We start from the raw sequence: 17,878 nt of genomic DNA on the forward strand, positions 1-17,878 counted from the left end.
GCGGCAAGTCGGCAAAGTATAGCGGAAATTGCGGGGCGCGGATTCGGGAGGTGTGCTGGGCGGCCGGCGGCCCGGCCCTGTGGACCCACCGGGCCGCCCGGAACCGCCTGCGTGGGGAACAGGCGGCGCCAGGCGCGCCCCGTCACCAGCGATACTTCGCGGCCAGCTCGCCCTTGACCACCGCATAGTCGGACAGGTTTGCCTCCACGCCGAGGCTCGCCGATATCGCGAAGCGCTTCGACACCTGGCCCGTCGCGCCGACCCGGAACGCCGCGCGGTCGCGCGGCACGCTGAACGAGAACGCATTGCGGTCGAGCGTCAGCGTGCGCGAGCCGGGGCCGTGCCACCAATTCGCCTCGATGAACGGGCGCAGCTCGCGGCCGAGCGACATCGCGGTCACGCCGTGCACGCGTACGCCGAGGCGGGTGAGCACGTCGGTTGCGCCCTGGCCGTCGAGGCGGCCACCGGCGGTGCCGTGCGCGTCCGCGCGATAGTCGGTCACGACGAGTTGCGCTTCGGGCTCGACGAAGAACCGCGTGTCGCCGCGCTCGTAGAACCCGAGTGAATAGCCGGTCTCGATCGAGCCGGTCACGGTGCGCGACCGGTACGAATCGGCCGCAAGGCTGCCGCCGACGCTGTTCGCGTAGGCGCCGTACATGAACCAGGCATCGACGTAAGGGCCGGTCAGGATGTCGCGGCTGCCGTACCACGTGCCGTACACACCGACGTTGTAGCCGGCCACGCTGCCGCGCGCGGTGGCGTTCGTGACACGCCCCTCGATCGCATTCCACAGCGGGCGTGTCGACCAGTTGGTCTGGCTGCCGTACATGCCCATTGCGCCGATGCGCACGCTGCCGCCACGGCCGTCGTCGAAGCGGAGGAGGTCTGCGCCCGCGTGAATCAGGCGACCGTTGCCCGACACGCTGCGGTTGCCGCCGGACATCGATGTCGTCTGGCCTTCGGCACGCAGCCAGATGGCGCCGTCGAGCGGGCCTGTGGCTTCGGTGCGTAGCGAGCGATCGTTGCGCTGATGCAGCGAATGAATCGCCATCGTCGCTGCGGCATCCGCGTTTGCCAGATACGCGTCGGGTTCCGGGGCGGCGGCGCGCGGAGGCGGGGGGATGACTTCCGGCTCGATCGGTGGAGCCGGCGGATCGGGCGGTTCCGGCGGCTGTGGCTTTGCCGCGGAGACGAGATACCAGTCTTCCGCCTGTCCGCCATCGCCGCCACGTTTGAGCATGTAATCGTAGCCGCCTGCCGACAACGTGCCGAAGCCGGTCCGGTAGCCGTCCGACGCTGCATCGAGCGTGAACGCAGTCGCATCTGTCGTGCCGCCATTGCGCGTTTCGACGAGCGGGACGCCGATGGTCGTCGCCGCGCCGTCGCCGCCCGCGCGCTTCACGACGATACCGGTGTCGCCCGATGCGTGGCCGCCGTCGATCACGAGGCGGTCGGTGGGCGACGCATCGTCCTGCAGCGTCGTATGGAGGACCAGCTTGCCGTTGCGCGCCGCATAGTCGCCCGTCACCACGAGCGTGCGCGGCGTCGGCGGCACACCGGCCAGCGGCGCGTCGAATGCGATCGTCGAATCGTTCAGCGCGACGGTGCCGACCGACGAGTCGTCGGTGATGGTCCAGAGGCTGTCCGCGTCGAGCGCCAGTGTGCGGACGGCGTGGGTCGCGCCGGTCCATGCGGACGCGTTCGACAGCGTGACGTCGGTCACGGAGGGCGTCGGGCTGCCGTCGTCGGCCGGATGGTTGACGATGTCGCCGTCCGCGACGGCATTCGTGTCGAGCGTCAGGCGCACGGGCGCACCCGACTCGGCATGGACGGACAGCAGCTTGCCGTTGCCGCCGATCGCGCGTGTGCCGTTTTGCAGCGTGATCGTCGCATTGGATGCGTCGATTGCACCATGGCGCTCGCTGACGAGCGTGCCGTCGTCGATCGTCAGCGTGCCGCCGTAGACGGCCGCCCCATAGGCGCCGGCGCCGGTCGTGCGGGCGTCGCTGCGCAGCAGATCGACGGCGCCGCCGACACTCGCATACAACGCGGAGGCTGCGGTGCCGTGCGTCTCGACGCTCGTATCGGCGAGCGAGGCGACGGAGCCCGCACCAGCGGACAGCGCGCCGAGCGAGCGTTCACCGCTCGTCACGATGTCGCCGCGTGTCATCGCGACCTTGCCGCCGAGCCGGGCGACCACGCCGATCGAGCCCTTGCCGGTGGTCGTCACGTGCGTATCGGTGGCGTCGATGAAGGGTGTGTCGGTGTACTCCTTCGACGCGTAAAGGCCGTGCGAACTGATGCCGTGCGTGACGACGCCCGTGCGTTCGAGCTCGACGCTACCCTCGCGGGTATCCACGCCGAGCGCCGCGTATCCGCTCGTTTCGAGATGCGAGTCGCTGAAGGCGACGGTGGATGCGCCCGGCATGTACAGCACCGACCCATAGTCGCCATCGGTGCGGATATCGGTGCGCTTCAGCGTGGCCCGGACGCCGCCGTAGCTGAGGGACAGGCCGGTCCCGAACAGGGTGCGGATCAGCGTGTCGGCCACGTCGATCGTGCCACCCGGAACCAGGATCGTCGCGATGCCCGATGCGTCCTTGCCGCGCGTCACGATCACGCTGTCGGAGAGCGACAGCCGGCCGTTGGTGCCGTCGATGAATGTGCCGTGCGCGTAGTCGCCGTCGGTATCGATGGAGATGCGCTCGGCGGATGCGCTGCCGCCGTAACGAAGCTCGATGCCCGAGCTCGATCCGCCGCGCGTACGGATTTCCGTATCGCGCAGCACGACGCGCGACCCGGTGCCCTCTGCGGCAGCGCCGGCCGAGCCGTAGCCGGTCGTGAACAGGCGGGTCTTGCCGAGGGTCGTCAGCGTCCCGCCGTTGACGGCGGAAAGCACTGCCTTGGCGGATTCGGTCGTCGAATAGTCACCCGGTGCGACTTCGAGCGCGATGCCGTCCGCGCGTTGCGGGCCGCCGCCGACGACCTGCGCCGTCGACGCCCACGGCATTGCCGCGCCGGCAAGCAGCGCGGAATGCAAGACACGCCGGCCGATGCGCGCGTGAAAAAAAGTGAAATGACTGCGGTTCACCTGATCACCTTAATTTATCTCAAGTAGATGAAGATGATCTTGTTAAGGCTATTTTGAAATTGGACGAGTTCGAATTTTTGCGGTTGCCTGCCTGGCGGGCGGCGGCACGGAGCACGCGCGAAATGTGCGGATCTTTCGACGCGCGCTATTCGATCGGTCGTGATTGCCTGCGGGGTATTCGACGAGAGCGGATGGCGTACTGGACGGATGCACGCGATCGGGCGTGCATGTTTCCAGCCGATTCGGGGGGCGATGCGAAACGAATGGTGTGCGGTGCTGGCCGCGCGAGTGCCGAAGTTGTCCGGGCGCGAATGGACGGCCGCCGAGCGACTGTGTGTATACGACAGCCATCGGAAGGCGGGGGCGCGCATCCTGTCGCGCCCCGGGAACGAACCGGCGCACGCGGGACGCGCGCCGGATCGCCGTTTCTTACTGGTACATGATCGAGTACATCACCGACGTATTCACCGTCCCCTGGCCCGCAGACCCACCCGTTGCGACGTACTGCGCGTAGTACGGGAGTTCCGCGGAGCCGTTCGCCAGCGCGACAGCCTTCGAGTTTGCATCGGCCTTGCCCAGGGCGATATTGGACGAATCGCCGTTGAGCAGGCCGACTTCGACGTTCTTCGCGGTACCCGTTACGTTGAACAGCTGACCCGTCGTCGAGTTGACCGTGGTGCCCGCCTCGAAGTGCGTGTAGACATTGCCGCTTGCGGGCGAGCAGTTCTTCAGGCTGATCTTGAACGGCGTGCGGCCGGCCGTCGAACCGCCGTTGACGAGCGCCGACGTCGACACCTTCGGCAGTGCCACGGTGAAGTCCTTGCCGCCGGTGCCGTTGCCGTCGATCGTGCAGGTCTGCGTGCCGATCTTGCCGTTGATCGTGATCGTGCCGTCCGCGGCGTGCGATACGGCAGGCATTGCTGCCGCGGCAGCGACGGTGAGAACGGCGATGCTGGAGAATGCGAGTTTCATGTCAATTCCTTTAGTACGTGAGTAGAAAAGCGGATTCCGTCGTCGAGTCCCTGCCGCCGACTTCGCGGTACCTTCCGTGACTCGCGACTTCTTCCTTCGATGGCCTCCTGATTCAGCCCCTTCGGATTGCTAACCAGAAGCCTGTTTCAGCCGCCTGTCGGCGGCTTGCCGGGGAAATCTTGCGTTGCGCGACTTCGTCTCGAACACGCATCGCTACCCTGGAATTCGGGATAACAAGGGACCCGCGCGATCACTGATAGCTCATGGTGAAAGTGGCGACTCCCTTCACGGTTCCACCGGATACCGGACCGTCGGCGATGTATTGCGCGGTCAGAGGAATATTCGACGTCGAAACCGACGGGCCGACATACCACTGGTTCGGATTGCCGGGAAGACGCGAATCGGGACCATAGCGAACCGGCTGCCCATTTCGCGATATGCGCAACTTCACGCCTTTCGCCGTCGAATCCTGGGTCAGCGTCAACTGGTCACCTGTGTTGCCTGGGTCGGTCAGATCCGTCAAGGTCACGTATACATTCGAGCCGGACCTGCAATTCAGTCCGATGTTGAAACCCGTCTCGCCTGCGGAAGCGCCCACATGACCCAGCTTGCCCGAACTGACCGGCGGCAATCGCACGTCCACCGACGAATTCACGATGGTGCAACTCTCGGGCATGGGTTTGAGATTTTCGCGTTTTGGTCCAAGCGTTAAATTTCGGTCGATATATGCGCTGGGTTGCGCTCGTTTTCTGATGCTGAAACGGCCAACATGTGCTAGTCCATATGGCCATTCTTTTACGTTGTATAGGTTGTCGCTTATTTTTATCAGTTCTATCTTCGCTCTGAACGAACCCGTAACTGGCTTGGTGGAGGTAATTGGCGGAGCCCACTCCTGGGGAGTGTAGCCAGATATATTGAATACCTTTCCAGTGGCCATATTGGTTACTCTATAACCAACGTACCAGTGCGCATTGCTTGTGCCGCCGTATCTGCCGACATCGGGGAACTGTGTCGGATGTAGCAGGGTGAGGTATTCCAGGCTGTAACCTCCAATACCATCCGGCGCGGCTGGGCATTCGAATGGCTGTTCGATTATCGCTGTTGCAAGCACTGCTCCGTCCGGTGCGTCGAATGGAAGGGACGGGTTATTGAAGGTGAAGAACGGAAAGCTGGCCGTATTATTGTTACCCGGAAAATTGCACATTTGACCGTGTGCAAGCTGATTGGCGTCTATCCATGAAAAAAATAAAAAGATAATGAATTTAAGGGCGCCGATCGCTCGACTGTTAACATGAAATTTCATTTAAATTTCTCTCCATTCAGCGCATCGGCGCTTGCGTTGCCGCGGACGCTGCTCGCGATGCCCTTGCGTTCGATTAGGCGAGTCTCTGCACCGGTATGCGGCAACGCACTCGGCTCGATCGTATCGACGGGCGTGTGGGCCTTCGGCACGCTGTAGTCACAGACCGCATCGGTACGCGCATAAGCGACACCCTTCACGTCCTTGATCGGTAACTGATAGGTGAATGCGCAGTTGTCCGTGGATCGATTGCCCCATTTCGCCGTGAGCGTGCCGGTTTCTTCCGCGCCTCGGACGAACAGGTGTCCGCCTTGCCCCACGGTCCCGACATGCTTGCCTTCGCTGTCAGTAACGCTGGTCCCGAATGGCAGCGGCGCCCCGTTCGGCTGGCGCACTGTCAACAACGCCGCTCGCCCGCTGACCGTCGCGAAGCGAACCTTCACGACCGAATTCGCGCGCGGCGCGATCCGTTCGCTGGTCGAGATCATTTCGACATCGAGAGGAATGCCTTTGGGATCGAGCTCGATGGTGTTCATCTGGTACGGCGTCAGGTACGGGAGCACCGCATAGCCGCGCCGGTTGATCCGGATGTCCGTGCCGTTCGTGACGCGCGCGCCGACGGCATCCTTCGCCTCGACGATCGCAGCCGTTTCTCCGAGGTCGTTGGCGAGCGTGAGGCCGCCCGCATGGCCGACGACAGCACCCGACACGCCGACGGACACGCTCGAGTAGCCGTTGCCACCGCTCGCGCTGCCCGAGAGCGTCGCAAACGGGCTGCGATACTGCGCGTTGCCGCCGCCCGAAGTCGTGCGCCCACCGGTGTTGACGTTGACCCCATACGAGAACGCATTGGACTGCCCGACGGAACCGGTCAGCGACATTTGCCCGGTCGCACCGCCATTGCTGTCGTGCGCGATGCTCGAGGACAGTGTCGGCGCGTACGACCGCCGGCCGAGCGGAACCGTCACGTTGGCGTACACCTGGTTGTTCAGGCGGCCCGTGTAGCCGTCGCGCTGCCGCGAAACGGACAGGTTGTAACTCAGGTTGACGCCGCCGATCCGCAGGCTGTTGTTGTAGCCGAGCTGGAACTGCGTCGTCGTGCCCTTGCGATTCCAGTAACTGGAAGTCGAGCCCACGGCGAACAGGCTGCCGCGCCCTTCGCCGAGCGTCTGGTTCAGCGTCAATTGAACCTGGTTGCGTTGCCGGTAGGCGTTGTTCGGATCTGCGCCTGCTGCCGCCTGTTCGCGAGCGTACATCGCGTCGCGCAGCTCCCAGTAGCCGCGGGACGAGTAGCGATACGCGGCGACTGCGATGTTCGTGCCGGTCGCCTCGACGGACTTGCTGTAGCTCACGCGCACGCTTTGCCCACTCGCCGCCGACACGCCCGCGATGCGCGCACTGGCGTGCGTGACGTCGACGGCGAGCGCGCCGACCGGCGTGTTGAACGCCGCGCCGACCAGCCCGGCCAGATAGTTTTCAGCGACGATCGCGCCGACGTAACCCGTCATCAGGTTGCTGATGCCGCGCTGATAGGTGGCCTGAGCAAAATTCGGATGACGATCGAGTTGCGGCTCGCGCAATTGGCCGAGTGCGATGCCGAAGCGGGAGACGCCAGGGCGCAGCGATTGCACGACGGCCGAATACGGCACCGTGAAGCTGCGCTTCTTGCCGTCGGCCTCGGTGACGGTGACGAGCAGGTTGCCGCCGTAGCCCGTCGCGTACAGGTCGTTGATTTCGAACGGCCCCGGCGCGACGTTCGTTTCGTACAGCACGGCGCCGTTCTGCACGACGGTGACGTGCGCGTTGCTGGTCGCGACGCCGCGAATCACCGGCGCATAGCCGCGCATCGAATCGGGCAGCATGCGATCGTCGGTCTCGAGCGTGACGCCGCGCATGCCCACGCTGTTGAACAGCGTGCCGTCGGTGTACGTCTCGCCGATCTTCAACTGGCTGCGCCAGGCCGGCAGGTCGCGCTGAACGTACGTGTTCAGCGCTTGATAGCGGTTCTCGCCCTGCGATTGCGACGTATAGGAGCCGTTGTGCCGGAAATGCCAGTTCCCGACGTTCACGCCCGCATTCAGCCCCACGTACGCCTGCGTGCTTGCGTAACCCGACGACGCGTTGCGGTACGCGTTCGCGTTGTACTTGAGCGTCGCGCTCGGTACGCCGTTGTCCCACAGTTCCGGGCTCACGTAGCCGCGCGGATTGCGCAACAGCGCCGCCTGCGGAACGCTCACGTTCAGGCGCAGTTCCGACATGTCGAATTCGACCGTCGCGTCGGCGACCAGCTTGTCGACGTCCGTGCATGCTCCTGCCAGCACGCGGGCCAGTTCGGCGCGCCCGGTGTCGGTCAGCGCCTGATCGTCGAGGCCCAGCCGGGTCACGAGCGCGCGATCGAAGCATGGCGTCGCGTTGTCCGTGCCTTGGGCCGCGCTGAAGCGTACCGTCGAACGGCCGTTCCACGTGCCGTTGACGTAGAGATCGACCAGATAGTCGCCCGCCGGAACCGGATTGCCTTTCGAGAAACGATCGAGGTCGAGCCGCTGCCCGCGCGGCTTCATCATCAGCGTGTCGTTGAACTGAACCTGCGCGACTTCGAGACCGTCCGCCGGTGCGGCGAGCGTATCGGCAGCCCAGCTGCCGAGCGCCGCGGTGACGAGCAGATAGCCCGGCTTGAGCGGGAAACGCGGTGGCGCTTCGAGTGTTCGGTGCTGATAATTTGTTCGCATGAATGAGATGTATTAATGCCGCATCTGCATGATGCGAACGACGGATTGCCTGCGCCGATGCGATTGCTGCGTCGGCGCGCCAGCGACGGGTGGAGTCAGGGACGGGCGAGTGGCGTCAGTGCGCTTTCCTTGGCGCGTAGTTGCCTTCGACGCCGCCGCCGTAGTCGTTGAGGAACGTGTAGTCGACCTCGATCGGTCCGCCAGGCAGCGACGGCACGTTGCCGACGTCGAACTGCTCGGTGGCGCCGGGCTTGACCATGCCGCCCTTGTCGTTGCTCCACGTTGCGCCGCCGGACTTGACGGTCAGCCTGGTGAACGTCACGTGGTAGGGCGTCGGGTTCTTCGCCTGCAATGCATAGCCACCGTCGGCCTGCGGCGCGAAGTTCCAGGTCACCTTCTCCGCGGACTCGTCGGCCACGCCTTGCAGTGCGGCAGGACGGAAGAACAGCTTGATGCGCGAACGGAACGCGAGCTGCAGCAAGTTGGGGGCGTCCGGATCGTCGGTGGCCTGTGGCGGAACGTCGAGGACGTTGAGCCAGTACAGCGTTTCCTTGTCCTGCGCGAGCGGTTCCTTCGTGTAGATCAGCCGCAGGCTCTGGCCTTTGTTCGGATCGAGGCGGAACAACGGCGGGGTCAGCGTGAACGGCACTTTCGAATCGTCAGGTAGCGCGTTCGCGTTGCCGTCGTCCACCCAGGCCTGCACGAGTGACGGCCTGTCGCCATTGTTGGTCAACTTGACCGTGACTTCGCGCTCCTTCTCCGGATAGATCACGCGTGTCCCGCTGATGACCACGCTCGCGTCTGCCGCGCCCATGCCGGACATCGATGCGACCAGCGCCGCGGCACCCACGCTCGAGCGCCAGTTGATTGGCATCACCATCACCGAATTCTCCTTGTAGATAGACAGATCGCATACCGCCGGTTGGGTGCGGCCCGTGCGCTGCGCACGGGCCGCCGTCGCGAGACCGGATTACTGATACGAGACCGAGTACATGACCGACGTGCCGACCGAGCCGGCCGTGGCGGAACCGCCGGTTGCGACGTACTGCGCGTAGTAGTCGAGGGTTGCCGCGCCGCCGGAAATCGGAACGACCTGCGAGTTTTGCTGCGCCAGGGCCGCTCCGAGCTTGATGCTCGAGCCGTCCTTGTTCAGCAGGCCGACCTCGACGTTCTTCGCATCACCGGTCGCGTTGAACAACTGGCCCGTCTGCGCGTTGACGGTCGTGCCCGGCTCGAAGTACACCGATGCATTGCCCGAGTTCGGCGAGCAGTTCGACAGTGCGATGCGGAACGGCTTGCGGCCGGCCGTCGAGCCAGGCGCGCTCAGCGCCGACGTCGACACGTTGGGCAGCGTGACGGTGAAGTCCTTGCCGCCGCCGTCGCCGGAGATGTTGCAGGTCTGGGCAGTGATCTCGCCGGTGATCGTGATCGTGCCGTCGGCTGCCTGGGCCGACGAAGCAACGGCCAGGAGACCCGCTGCCGCGATCAGAATGGGAAGTGCTTTTTTGGACATGAAAGTACCCGTTAGTAAGGAGTCCTGCGTCGAAGGACGACGCACCGACGTTTCCTGAACGCTGTCTGTCGACGTCGTTGAAACGGAACTGAAGCGGCGACAGGAAACGGGGGATATTGTTGATTTTTAAGGGAGTTGAAAGAATTGGACGATTACTAATCTGCTTGTGGATTTATTAGGTCAAGTACTAATTTCTTTTAAAAATCGTCAGACATACGGGCTCGGTGCACATCGTCGCTGGGCGCGGGTGCAGTCGGAGCGGGGCAGGGGGCATTCAGTGGGGTTGAGGGGGGGACGTTGCGAACGCCCGGGCGAGTTGGCGGCGGATGCTGGCGGGATGTGGCCTTGAGCGGGCGCCACAGATGCAGGTTAATGAAGAGGAATCCTGATAATTAATGGCGCCCATTCAAGTGCGTGGCTGCATCGGTTCGTTCGTCAGTCGTGTCGATCGTCACAAAGGCTGACGACGCCCGGGCAAAGTGCGCATGGATGGGCGTGGCCTGCATCGGGCCGCTCAAACCGGAAATGGCGCTTGATTCAGTGGTGGGCGGCCGTTACGCGGATGTGCCGGATCGTGCGTCGATTTGCGCGTGCGCGCCGGGCATCACTGCAGAATCAACCGCAAATGCGCATCGGCCTGTTCCCCGGGCGGCTTCTGGAACCCGCCTTTTGCAAAGCGATGCCACCGGCCGATCACATAGCTGACGAGCAGGCTTGCGCGCGCGGCGGGATCGTAATCGGCCGGCAGCACGAACGGCGCCGCGCCGTCGGGCGCCTGGGATTCGGTGCGCGCGACCCGCAGGCACTGCTTGACGGTCGCCTCGATTCGGTCGACGAGCTGGTTCACGCGCTCGGTGAGCCGCTCGTCCTCGCCGACCAGCGCCTCGCCGGTCAGCACGCGCGTCATGCCGGGGTTCTTCGCGGCGAAATTGAGCATCGTCAGCGCGATCGTGCGTGCCTGCAGCACGCCGTTCGGCTCCTTCGCGACGATCTGGTTGACGAGGCCGAACAGCGCCTGCTCGATGAACTCGATCAGCCCTTCGTACATCTTCGCCTTGCTGGAGAAGTGCCGGTACAGCGCGGCTTCCGACACGTCGAGCCGGGCCGCGAGCGAGGCCGTCGTGATTTTTTCGGGCTTCGGCGCCTCCAGCATCGCGGCGAGCGTCTGCAGGATCATCACGCGCCGCTCGCCCGGCTTCGGGCGCGGGCGGGACGGCGTGGCCTGGTCTTCCGTTACGGCTTGGTCCTGCGGGTAAGTCGGCTGCATTTTTGTCGCCCCGATCGTGTGCCCAGTCGCAGCGATTTTAACGAACGAATGCGCTGATCGACATAATGCGGCCGGCCGATGTTCGGCAGATGACCCGGCAGGTGGCCCGTGATCCACACGGTGCCGATGCCGAGGCGCTTGTAGCGCTTCAGGTGGCTGCGGGTATCCTCGACGAGGATCGCGTCGGCGAGCCGCGCGTGCGCGGCGCGCAGCGTGCGGCGCAGCATCGTGTGATCGGGCTTTGCGCGCCACGCACGCCGGTCTCGCATGTGCTCGATCGCGATCACGCGCTCGAACAGCCGTTCGATGCGCAGCTCGCGCAGCACCGCGCGCGCGTAGTTCTCGGGCGCGTTGGTCAGCACGAACTTGCGGCCCGGCAGCGCGGCGATGATGCGCGCGAGGCCGCGCTCGGCGCGCAGCATCGCGGGCAGGTCGGAAAACGTGTGCACGACCCGCAGGAAGTCGTTCGGATCGATCGGATGATGGCGCGCAAGGCCGAGGAGCGCGGCGCCGTAGCGCTGCGTGTAGCCGGTGCGCAGGCGATCGGCTTCGACGCGCCCGACGTGGAGCGTGTCGATGATGTATTGCGTCATCGCGCGGTTGATCTCCGGGAAGATCGCGTGCGATGCGTGATGAAGCGTGTTGTCGAGATCGAACAGCCAGACAGGCGAGCCGGCGCGCGGCCGGCTGCGGGAGATGCGCCGGCGTCGCAGCGACGCCGGCAGGTCGGGACCGGTGGTTTTGCGGCGCGCGCTCAATGCGAGCGGATCATCGTGCCGAACGGCTGCTCGGTCAGGATTTCCAGCAGCACCGAGTGCTCGATGCGGCCGTCGACGATGTGCACCGACTTCACGCCGCTCTTCGCCGCGTCGAGCGCCGACGAGATCTTCGGCAGCATGCCGCCCGAGATCGTGCCGTCCTCGAACAGCGCGTCGATCTCGCGCGCCGACAGGTCGGTCAGCAGGTTGCCGTCCTTGTCCATCACGCCAGGGATGTTGGTCATCATCAGCAGCTTCTCGGCGTTCAGCACCGTGGCGAGCTTGCCCGCGACCAGATCGGCGTTGATGTTGTACGAGAGGCCGTCCTCGCCGAAGCCGATCGGCGAGATCACCGGGATGAACGCGTCGTCCTGCAGCGCCTTCACGACCGCCGGGTTGATCGCCTCGACTTCGCCGACCTGGCCGATGTCGATGTACTGGCCCGGATTGTCGCGGTCCGGCATCAGCAGCTTGCGAGCATGGATCAGGCCGCCGTCCTTGCCCGTCAGGCCCACCGCATGGCCGCCGAAGTGGTTGATCAGCATCACGATGTCCTGCTGGACTTCGCCGCCCAGCACCCATTCGACGACTTCCATCGTTTCTTCGTCGGTGACGCGCATGCCCTGGATGAAGGTGCCGGCCTTGCCGATCTTCTTCAGCGCATGATCGATCTGCGGACCGCCGCCGTGGACGATCACCGGATTGATGCCGACCAGTTTCAGCAGGATCACGTCGCGCGCGAAACCCTGCTTGAGCCGCTCTTCCGTCATCGCGTTGCCGCCGTATTTGATCACCACGGTCTTGCCGTGGTAGCGGCGGATGTACGGCAGCGCCTCGGCGAGGATTTCTGCCTTCAGCGTGGGGGCGATCTGCGAGAGGTCGATGGGCTCGGACATGGCGGCGGCTCTGGCTGGGAACGGTTGAAACAGGGCGAATTGTACAGGAGTGGCGCAGCGCAGCATCGGGTTTTTGGGCTGGCCGGACGGCCGATCGCGCGGCCCGGCGCCACGCGCGGCGGCCCGCCGGCCATGGCGCCGGACCCTGCGGCCGAACCCTGCGCCGGGCTCTGAGCCGGCCCCCGGCGGCTCCGCGCCAGCGGCGCGAGCCGGGCGACGCCCGGCGCGTGCGGCGGTGTCGGCGGCACGCATCGGCCGGACGGCAGACGTGCAAAATCCGTGCGCCGCGCTATGCTTGTCGCGTAGGGCGACGTGCATGCCCGCTTTCACGCTTGAGCCATGACCGATTCCGCCGCCGCCGCCCGTTCGACCCCGCGCCGAGCGCGTTGCCCGCACTGCGGGCGCGGCTTCGACTGCGGCGCCGGCACGCAGCCGTTCGAGTGCTGGTGTGCGTCGATGCCGGCCGTGCCCGGCGGCGCGCCGCCGGCAGCCGGTACGCGTTGCCGCTGTCCGGAGTGCCTCGCCGACGAGATCGCGCAACGCATGGCCGGTGCGGCCGGCTGACGGTTGCCGGCCCGTGCAACCCGATGCGACGCCGGCTCGCCCGGTGCTCCGTTCGTCCTCACCGATCCGGCCCCCGGTAGAGGCGCCGGGCGCTAAACGGGTAAACTGCTCGGATGCAACGAATCACCACCACCGGGCGCGTCAACCTCAGTCACCTGTTCTGGCTGCGCAATCTCGCGATCATCGGCCAGCTCGTGACGATCGGCGTCGTGCAGACCTATTTCGGCGTGCATCTGCCGCTGCCGGCGATGCTGATGGTCATCGCGCTCGAAATCGTTTTCAACGCGCTGACCTGGGTGCGCGTGCTGCGCGCGCGGCCCGAGACCAATTTCGAGCTGCTCGGCCAGCTGTGGGTCGACCTCGGCGCATTGTCGGCGCTGCTGTTCCTGTCGGGCGGCACGACCAACCCGTTCGTGTCGCTGTACCTGCCGTCGCTCGCGATCGCGGCGGCCGTGCTGCCGTGGCACCTGATGATCTGGCTCGCGGCGTTCGCGGTCGCGTGCTATGCGGCGCTCGGCTTCGATTCGGTGCCGCTCAACATGGATAACCCGGCGAACCTGTTCGACTACTACCGCACCGGGATGTGGGCGAACTTCATGGTCAGCGTCGGGCTGATCGCATGGTTCGTCGCGCGCATGTCGAACGCGCTGCGCCAGCGCGATGCGGCGCTCGGCGAGGCGCAGGCGCACCTGCTGCGCGACGAGCGGGCGGTCGCGCTCGGCGTGCAGGCGGCCACCGTCGCGCACGAGATGGGCACGCCGCTGTCGACCATCGCGATGCTCGCGGAGGAACTGCGCGACGCGGCACGCGCCGATCCGGGGCTCGCGCGCTACGAGGGCGACCTGAAGGTGCTGGAAGAACAGATGACGCTCTGCACGTCGGCGCTCGCGCGGCTGCGCAGTCGCGCGAGCGCGCCGGCGAGCCGCCAGCCGGTGGATGACTGGCTCGACACGTTTGTCGAGCACTGGCGCCTGCGGCATCCGCACGTGCAGTTCGAGCTGCTGGGTGCGCGCCCGTCAGGCGTCGCGCTCGACGACACGGTGGCGGCCGGCCAGATCCTGACGATTCTGCTCGACAATGCCGCGCGGGCGAGCCCGCACCGCGTGACGCTGGCCGCGAAGCTCGCGCACAACGACCGGGCGGGCGACCAGATCGAATTCGAAGTATGCGACGACGGCCCCGGCATTCCGGCCGCATTGCGCGAATCGCTCGGCGCGATGCCGGTCGACAGCACGCAGGGCGGGCACGGGGTCGGCCTGTATCTTGCGTTCAGCGCGGCTGCGCGCCTCGGCGGCGAGGTCGAGCTGTCCGATGTCACGCCGCGCGGGCGGGGGCAACGGGCGCGCGGTGGCGGTGCGAACGTCACGCGCTGCTGCGTCGGGCCAGCGCGCGAGCGAACGAGCGCAGCCGCGCCGGACAGCCGCCCGGCTGGCGTCACCGGCCGCGGCACCCGCGCGTGCTGCGCCTGCCGGTGGCGCGCGTCACGGCGCCCGCCGCCTCAACCAACACGTAGACGGAGAAACCACATGAGCGAGAACAATTTCCTGGTGATCGACGACAACGAGGTGTTCGCGGGCACGCTCGCGCGCGGCCTCGAGCGCCGCGGCTACGCGGTCCAGCAGGCGCACGACAAGGAGGCGGCGCTGCGGCTCGCGGCCGGCGGCAAGTTCCAGTTCATCACCGTCGACCTGCATCTCGGCGACGATTCGGGGCTGAGCCTGATCGCGCCGCTGTGCGACCTGCAGCCCGACGCGCGGATCCTCGTGCTGACCGGCTACGCGAGCATCGCGACCGCCGTGCAGGCCGTGAAGGAAGGCGCCGACAACTATCTCGCGAAGCCGGCGAACATCGAGTCGATCCTGGCCGCGCTGCAGACCAACGCGAGCGAGGTGCAGGCCGACGAGGCGCTCGAGAATCCGGTCGTGCTGTCGGTCGACCGGCTCGAATGGGAGCACATCCAGCGCGTGCTCGCGGAGAACAACAACAACATTTCGGCAACCGCGCGCGCGCTGAACATGCACCGTCGCACGCTGCAGCGCAAGCTCGCGAAGAAGCCGGTGCGGCAGTAAGCGGCGCGGCGGCAGCGGCCGGCCGCCCCCAACGAAAACGGGCGGCCCCGAAGGAGCCGCCCGTTTCGCATTCGCCGCCGCGCGCGTTACAGCACGTAGCGCGACAGGTCTTCGTCCTGCGACACTTCGCCGAGCGCACGGTCGACATACTGCGCGTCGATCGTCACGCGCTCGCCGGCGTGGTTGCCGGCCGAGAACGACACTTCCTCGAGCAGCTTCTCGATCACCGTGTAGAGCCGGCGCGCACCGATGTTCTCGGTCTTCTCGTTGACCGCGTACGCGATCTCGGCCAGGCGGCGGATGCCGTCTTCGGCGAACTCGAGCTGCACGTCTTCAGTGGCGAGCAGCGCCTGGTACTGTTTGACGAGGCTGGCATCGGTCGCGACGAGGATTGCCTCGAAATCCTTCACCGACAGCGAGTCGAGCTCGACGCGGATCGGGAAGCGGCCCTGCAGTTCGGGAATCAGGTCGCTCGGCTTCGCGAGGTGGAATGCGCCGCTCGCGATGAACAGGATGTGATCGGTCTTCACCATCCCGTACTTCGTGTTGACCGTCGTGCCCTCGACGAGCGGCAGCAGGTCGCGCTGCACGCCCTGACGCGACACTTCGCCGCCGCTGCCTTCGTTGTTGCGCGACGTGATCTTGTCGATCTCGTCGAGGAACACGATGCCGTTCTGCTCGACGTTCTGCACGGCCTTCGTCTTCACTTCCTCGTCGTTGAGCATCTTCGCCGCTTCCTCGTCGGTCAGCAGCTTCAGCGCTTCCTTGATCTTCACCTTGCGGCGCTGCTTCTTGCCGCTGCCGAGGTTCGAGAACATCGAGCGGATCTGCTCGGTCATCTCTTCCATCCCCGGCGGCGCCATGATGTCCATGCCGGCCGACGGCTGCTCGAGGTCGAGCTCGACTTCCTTGTCGTCGAGCTGGCCTTCGCGCAGGCGCTTGCGGAAGGTCTGGCGCGTCGCGTTGTTGTCGTCGTTCGCGTGGTCGGCATTGCCGCCGAAGCCCACCGCGCGCGGTTGCGGCAGCAGGATGTCGAGGATGCGGTCTTCCGCCTGGTCGGTGGCCTTGCTGCGCACCTTGCGCATCTCGGATTCGCGCGTCTGCTTGACCGAGATCTCGATCAGGTCGCGCACGATGCTGTCGACGTCGCGGCCGACGTAGCCGACTTCGGTGAACTTGGTCGCTTCGATCTTGATGAACGGCGCGTCGGCGAGCTTCGCGAGGCGTCGTGCGATTTCGGTCTTGCCGACGCCCGTCGGCCCGATCATCAGGATGTTCTTCGGCGTGATTTCCTGGCGCAGCGGGTCGGCGACCTGCTGGCGGCGCCAGCGGTTGCGCAGCGCGACCGCGACGGCCTTCTTCGCCTTGGCCTGGCCGATGATGTGCTTGTCGAGTTCCGAGACGATCTCGGCAGGGGTCATGGTGCTCATGGGGCGGTCCTTACTCGATCGTTTCGATGATGCGGTTGTGGTTCGTGTAGATGCACATGTCGCCGGCGATCTCGAGCGACTTCTCGACGATCTCGCGCGGCGACAGCTCGGTGTTCTCCGCGAGCGCGCGGGCCGCGGCCTGCGCATAGGCGCCGCCCGAACCGATCGCGCAGATGCCGCCTTCCGGGTCGAGCACGTCGCCGTTGCCGGTGATCACGAGCGTGGTGGTCGCGTCGGCCGTGATCAGCATCGCCTCGAGGCGGCGCAGCATCCGGTCGGTGCGCCAGTCCTTCGCGAGCTCGACGGCCGCGCGGGTCAGGTTGCCCTGGTGCTTCTCGAGCTTCGCCTCGAAGCGATCGAGCAGCGAGAACGCATCGGCGGTGCCGCCCGCGAATCCGACCAGTACCTGGTTGTTGTAGATCCGCCGCACTTTCCGCGCGCCACCCTTCATGACGATGTTGCCGAGGGTTACCTGGCCGTCGCCGCCGAGCGCGACCTTGTCGCCGCGCCGGACCGAAACGATGGTCGTGCCGTGAAATTGCTCCATCTGCGTTCCTTGAGAAAAACGGGGAAGAGTCGGGCGGCGCGACGCGCCGCCGCGTGAATCCGCAGTGCGCCGGGGAGCGGCCCGGCGCGCGTCCGTTTCATTTTAGGGCGGGCGCCGGGATATCAAGAGGGGGACGCAAATCGGCCGGCGGCCCGGGAACCGGTGCCGGAAAAACAAAAAGCGCGCGGCAGGCCGCGCGCTTTCGGGAAGCAGCGTGTCGGAGCGGAACGCCGCTCGATCAGTCGCCGAACAGCTTCTGGCGCAGCTCGCGGCGCTCTTGCGCCTCGAGCGACAGCGTGGCCGTCGGACGCGCGAGCAGGCGCGGGATGCCGATCGGTTCGCCGGTTTCCTCGCACCAGCCGTAGTCGCCGGAATCGATGCGGGCGAGCGACTGCTGAACCTTCTTGAGGAGCTTGCGCTCGCGATCGCGCGTGCGCAGCTCGAGCGCGTGCTCTTCCTCGATCGTCGCGCGGTCGGCGGGATCGGGGACGATCACCGTCTCGCGCAGGTTCTCGGTCGTCTGGCCTGCGTTCTTGAGGATGTCCGCCTGCAACTGTTCGAGCCGATTTTTGAAGAAGGCGAGCTGATCCTCATTCATGTAATCCTTGTCGCTCATCTTCAGGATTTCGGCTTCGGTCAAGAGTTTCTTCGTCATCTGCTTGCTTCTTCAATGTGCGGCAAATCAGGAGATAGTGCCTGCACTTTGGGATTACCCGCAACTGCCGCTTGCAATCATTTGCGA

Annotated in this window: 14 protein-coding genes and 1 pseudogene; 3 read left to right on the forward strand and 12 right to left on the reverse strand. The window is 65.8% G+C overall.

Going from position 1 to position 17,878, the window contains the following annotated elements:
• Window positions 1–142: 142 nt before the first annotated feature.
• From PL79_RS12040 to argB, 9 genes are all read right to left on the reverse strand, one after another.
• Window positions 143–3,010: an autotransporter family protein gene (locus PL79_RS12040; RefSeq protein ID WP_082088710.1), complete on the reverse strand. Its 2,868-nt coding sequence runs from the start codon at window positions 3,008–3,010 to the stop codon at window positions 143–145.
• Window positions 3,011–3,520: 510 nt separating this feature from the next.
• Window positions 3,521–4,063: a fimbrial protein gene (locus tag PL79_RS12045; RefSeq protein ID WP_044847833.1), complete on the reverse strand. Its 543-nt coding sequence runs from the start codon at window positions 4,061–4,063 to the stop codon at window positions 3,521–3,523.
• Between the two features lie 250 nt (window positions 4,064–4,313).
• Window positions 4,314–5,366: a fimbrial protein gene (locus PL79_RS12050; RefSeq protein WP_082088708.1), complete on the reverse strand. Its 1,053-nt coding sequence runs from the start codon at window positions 5,364–5,366 to the stop codon at window positions 4,314–4,316.
• On the reverse strand, window positions 5,363–8,092 hold the full coding sequence (locus PL79_RS12055; RefSeq protein WP_044847834.1) for a fimbria/pilus outer membrane usher protein: 2,730 nt from the start codon (window positions 8,090–8,092) through the stop codon (window positions 5,363–5,365). The genes PL79_RS12050 and PL79_RS12055 overlap by 4 nt, the downstream gene beginning before the upstream one ends.
• 115 nt (window positions 8,093–8,207) lie before the next feature.
• Window positions 8,208–8,972, reverse strand: a complete 765-nt coding sequence (locus PL79_RS12060) for a fimbrial biogenesis chaperone (protein ID WP_044847835.1) — start codon at window positions 8,970–8,972, stop codon at window positions 8,208–8,210.
• 90 nt (window positions 8,973–9,062) lie between these two features.
• Window positions 9,063–9,605 (reverse strand): fimbrial protein, encoded by a 543-nt coding sequence (locus PL79_RS12065; RefSeq protein WP_044847836.1) that lies wholly within the window; start codon window positions 9,603–9,605, stop codon window positions 9,063–9,065.
• Window positions 9,606–10,209: 604 nt separating this feature from the next.
• Window positions 10,210–10,872 (reverse strand): nucleoid occlusion factor SlmA, encoded by a 663-nt coding sequence (slmA, locus tag PL79_RS12070; RefSeq protein WP_044847837.1) that lies wholly within the window; start codon window positions 10,870–10,872, stop codon window positions 10,210–10,212.
• The gene (locus PL79_RS12075) at window positions 10,839–11,630 is read right to left on the reverse strand and encodes an HAD-IA family hydrolase (RefSeq protein WP_044847838.1); all 792 of its coding nucleotides are present in this window, start codon (window positions 11,628–11,630) and stop codon (window positions 10,839–10,841) included. The genes slmA and PL79_RS12075 overlap by 34 nt, the downstream gene beginning before the upstream one ends.
• A complete protein-coding gene (gene argB / locus PL79_RS12080) occupies window positions 11,627–12,526 on the reverse strand; it encodes an acetylglutamate kinase (RefSeq protein WP_006490510.1) in 900 nt (299 codons plus the stop codon). The genes PL79_RS12075 and argB overlap by 4 nt, the downstream gene beginning before the upstream one ends.
• A 339-nt stretch (window positions 12,527–12,865) precedes the next feature.
• Between argB and PL79_RS12090 the strand changes: the two genes are divergently transcribed.
• The 3 genes and pseudogenes from PL79_RS12090 to PL79_RS12100 all read left to right on the forward strand — a co-directional run bounded on the left by PL79_RS12090 (window position 12,866) and on the right by PL79_RS12100 (window position 15,159).
• Complete coding sequence (locus PL79_RS12090) at window positions 12,866–13,090, forward strand: cysteine-rich CWC family protein (RefSeq protein ID WP_044847839.1); 225 nt, start codon at window positions 12,866–12,868, stop codon at window positions 13,088–13,090.
• 113 nt (window positions 13,091–13,203) lie between these two features.
• Window positions 13,204–14,418: pseudogene (locus tag PL79_RS12095) on the forward strand (ATP-binding protein); the annotation flags it as partial.
• Between the two features lie 198 nt (window positions 14,419–14,616).
• Window positions 14,617–15,159, forward strand: a complete 543-nt coding sequence (locus tag PL79_RS12100) for a response regulator transcription factor (RefSeq protein ID WP_044847841.1) — start codon at window positions 14,617–14,619, stop codon at window positions 15,157–15,159.
• A gap of 86 nt (window positions 15,160–15,245) precedes the next feature.
• Here PL79_RS12100 and hslU read toward each other — a convergent pair whose 3' ends face one another.
• From hslU to dksA, 3 genes are all read right to left on the reverse strand, one after another.
• Window positions 15,246–16,589, reverse strand: coding sequence for an ATP-dependent protease ATPase subunit HslU (hslU, locus tag PL79_RS12105; RefSeq protein ID WP_044847842.1), 1,344 nt, complete (start codon window positions 16,587–16,589; stop codon window positions 15,246–15,248).
• Window positions 16,590–16,599: 10 nt separating this feature from the next.
• Entirely contained in the window at window positions 16,600–17,136 is a 537-nt protein-coding gene (gene hslV, locus PL79_RS12110; protein WP_006760749.1) for an ATP-dependent protease subunit HslV, read from the reverse strand.
• A gap of 238 nt (window positions 17,137–17,374) precedes the next feature.
• Window positions 17,375–17,791 (reverse strand): RNA polymerase-binding protein DksA, encoded by a 417-nt coding sequence (gene dksA / locus PL79_RS12115; protein ID WP_006477498.1) that lies wholly within the window; start codon window positions 17,789–17,791, stop codon window positions 17,375–17,377.
• Window positions 17,792–17,878 lie beyond the last annotated feature (87 nt).

Origin of the sequence: Burkholderia sp. USMB20, assembly GCF_000949135.2 — a bacterium.
Lineage (GTDB): Bacteria > Pseudomonadota > Gammaproteobacteria > Burkholderiales > Burkholderiaceae > Burkholderia.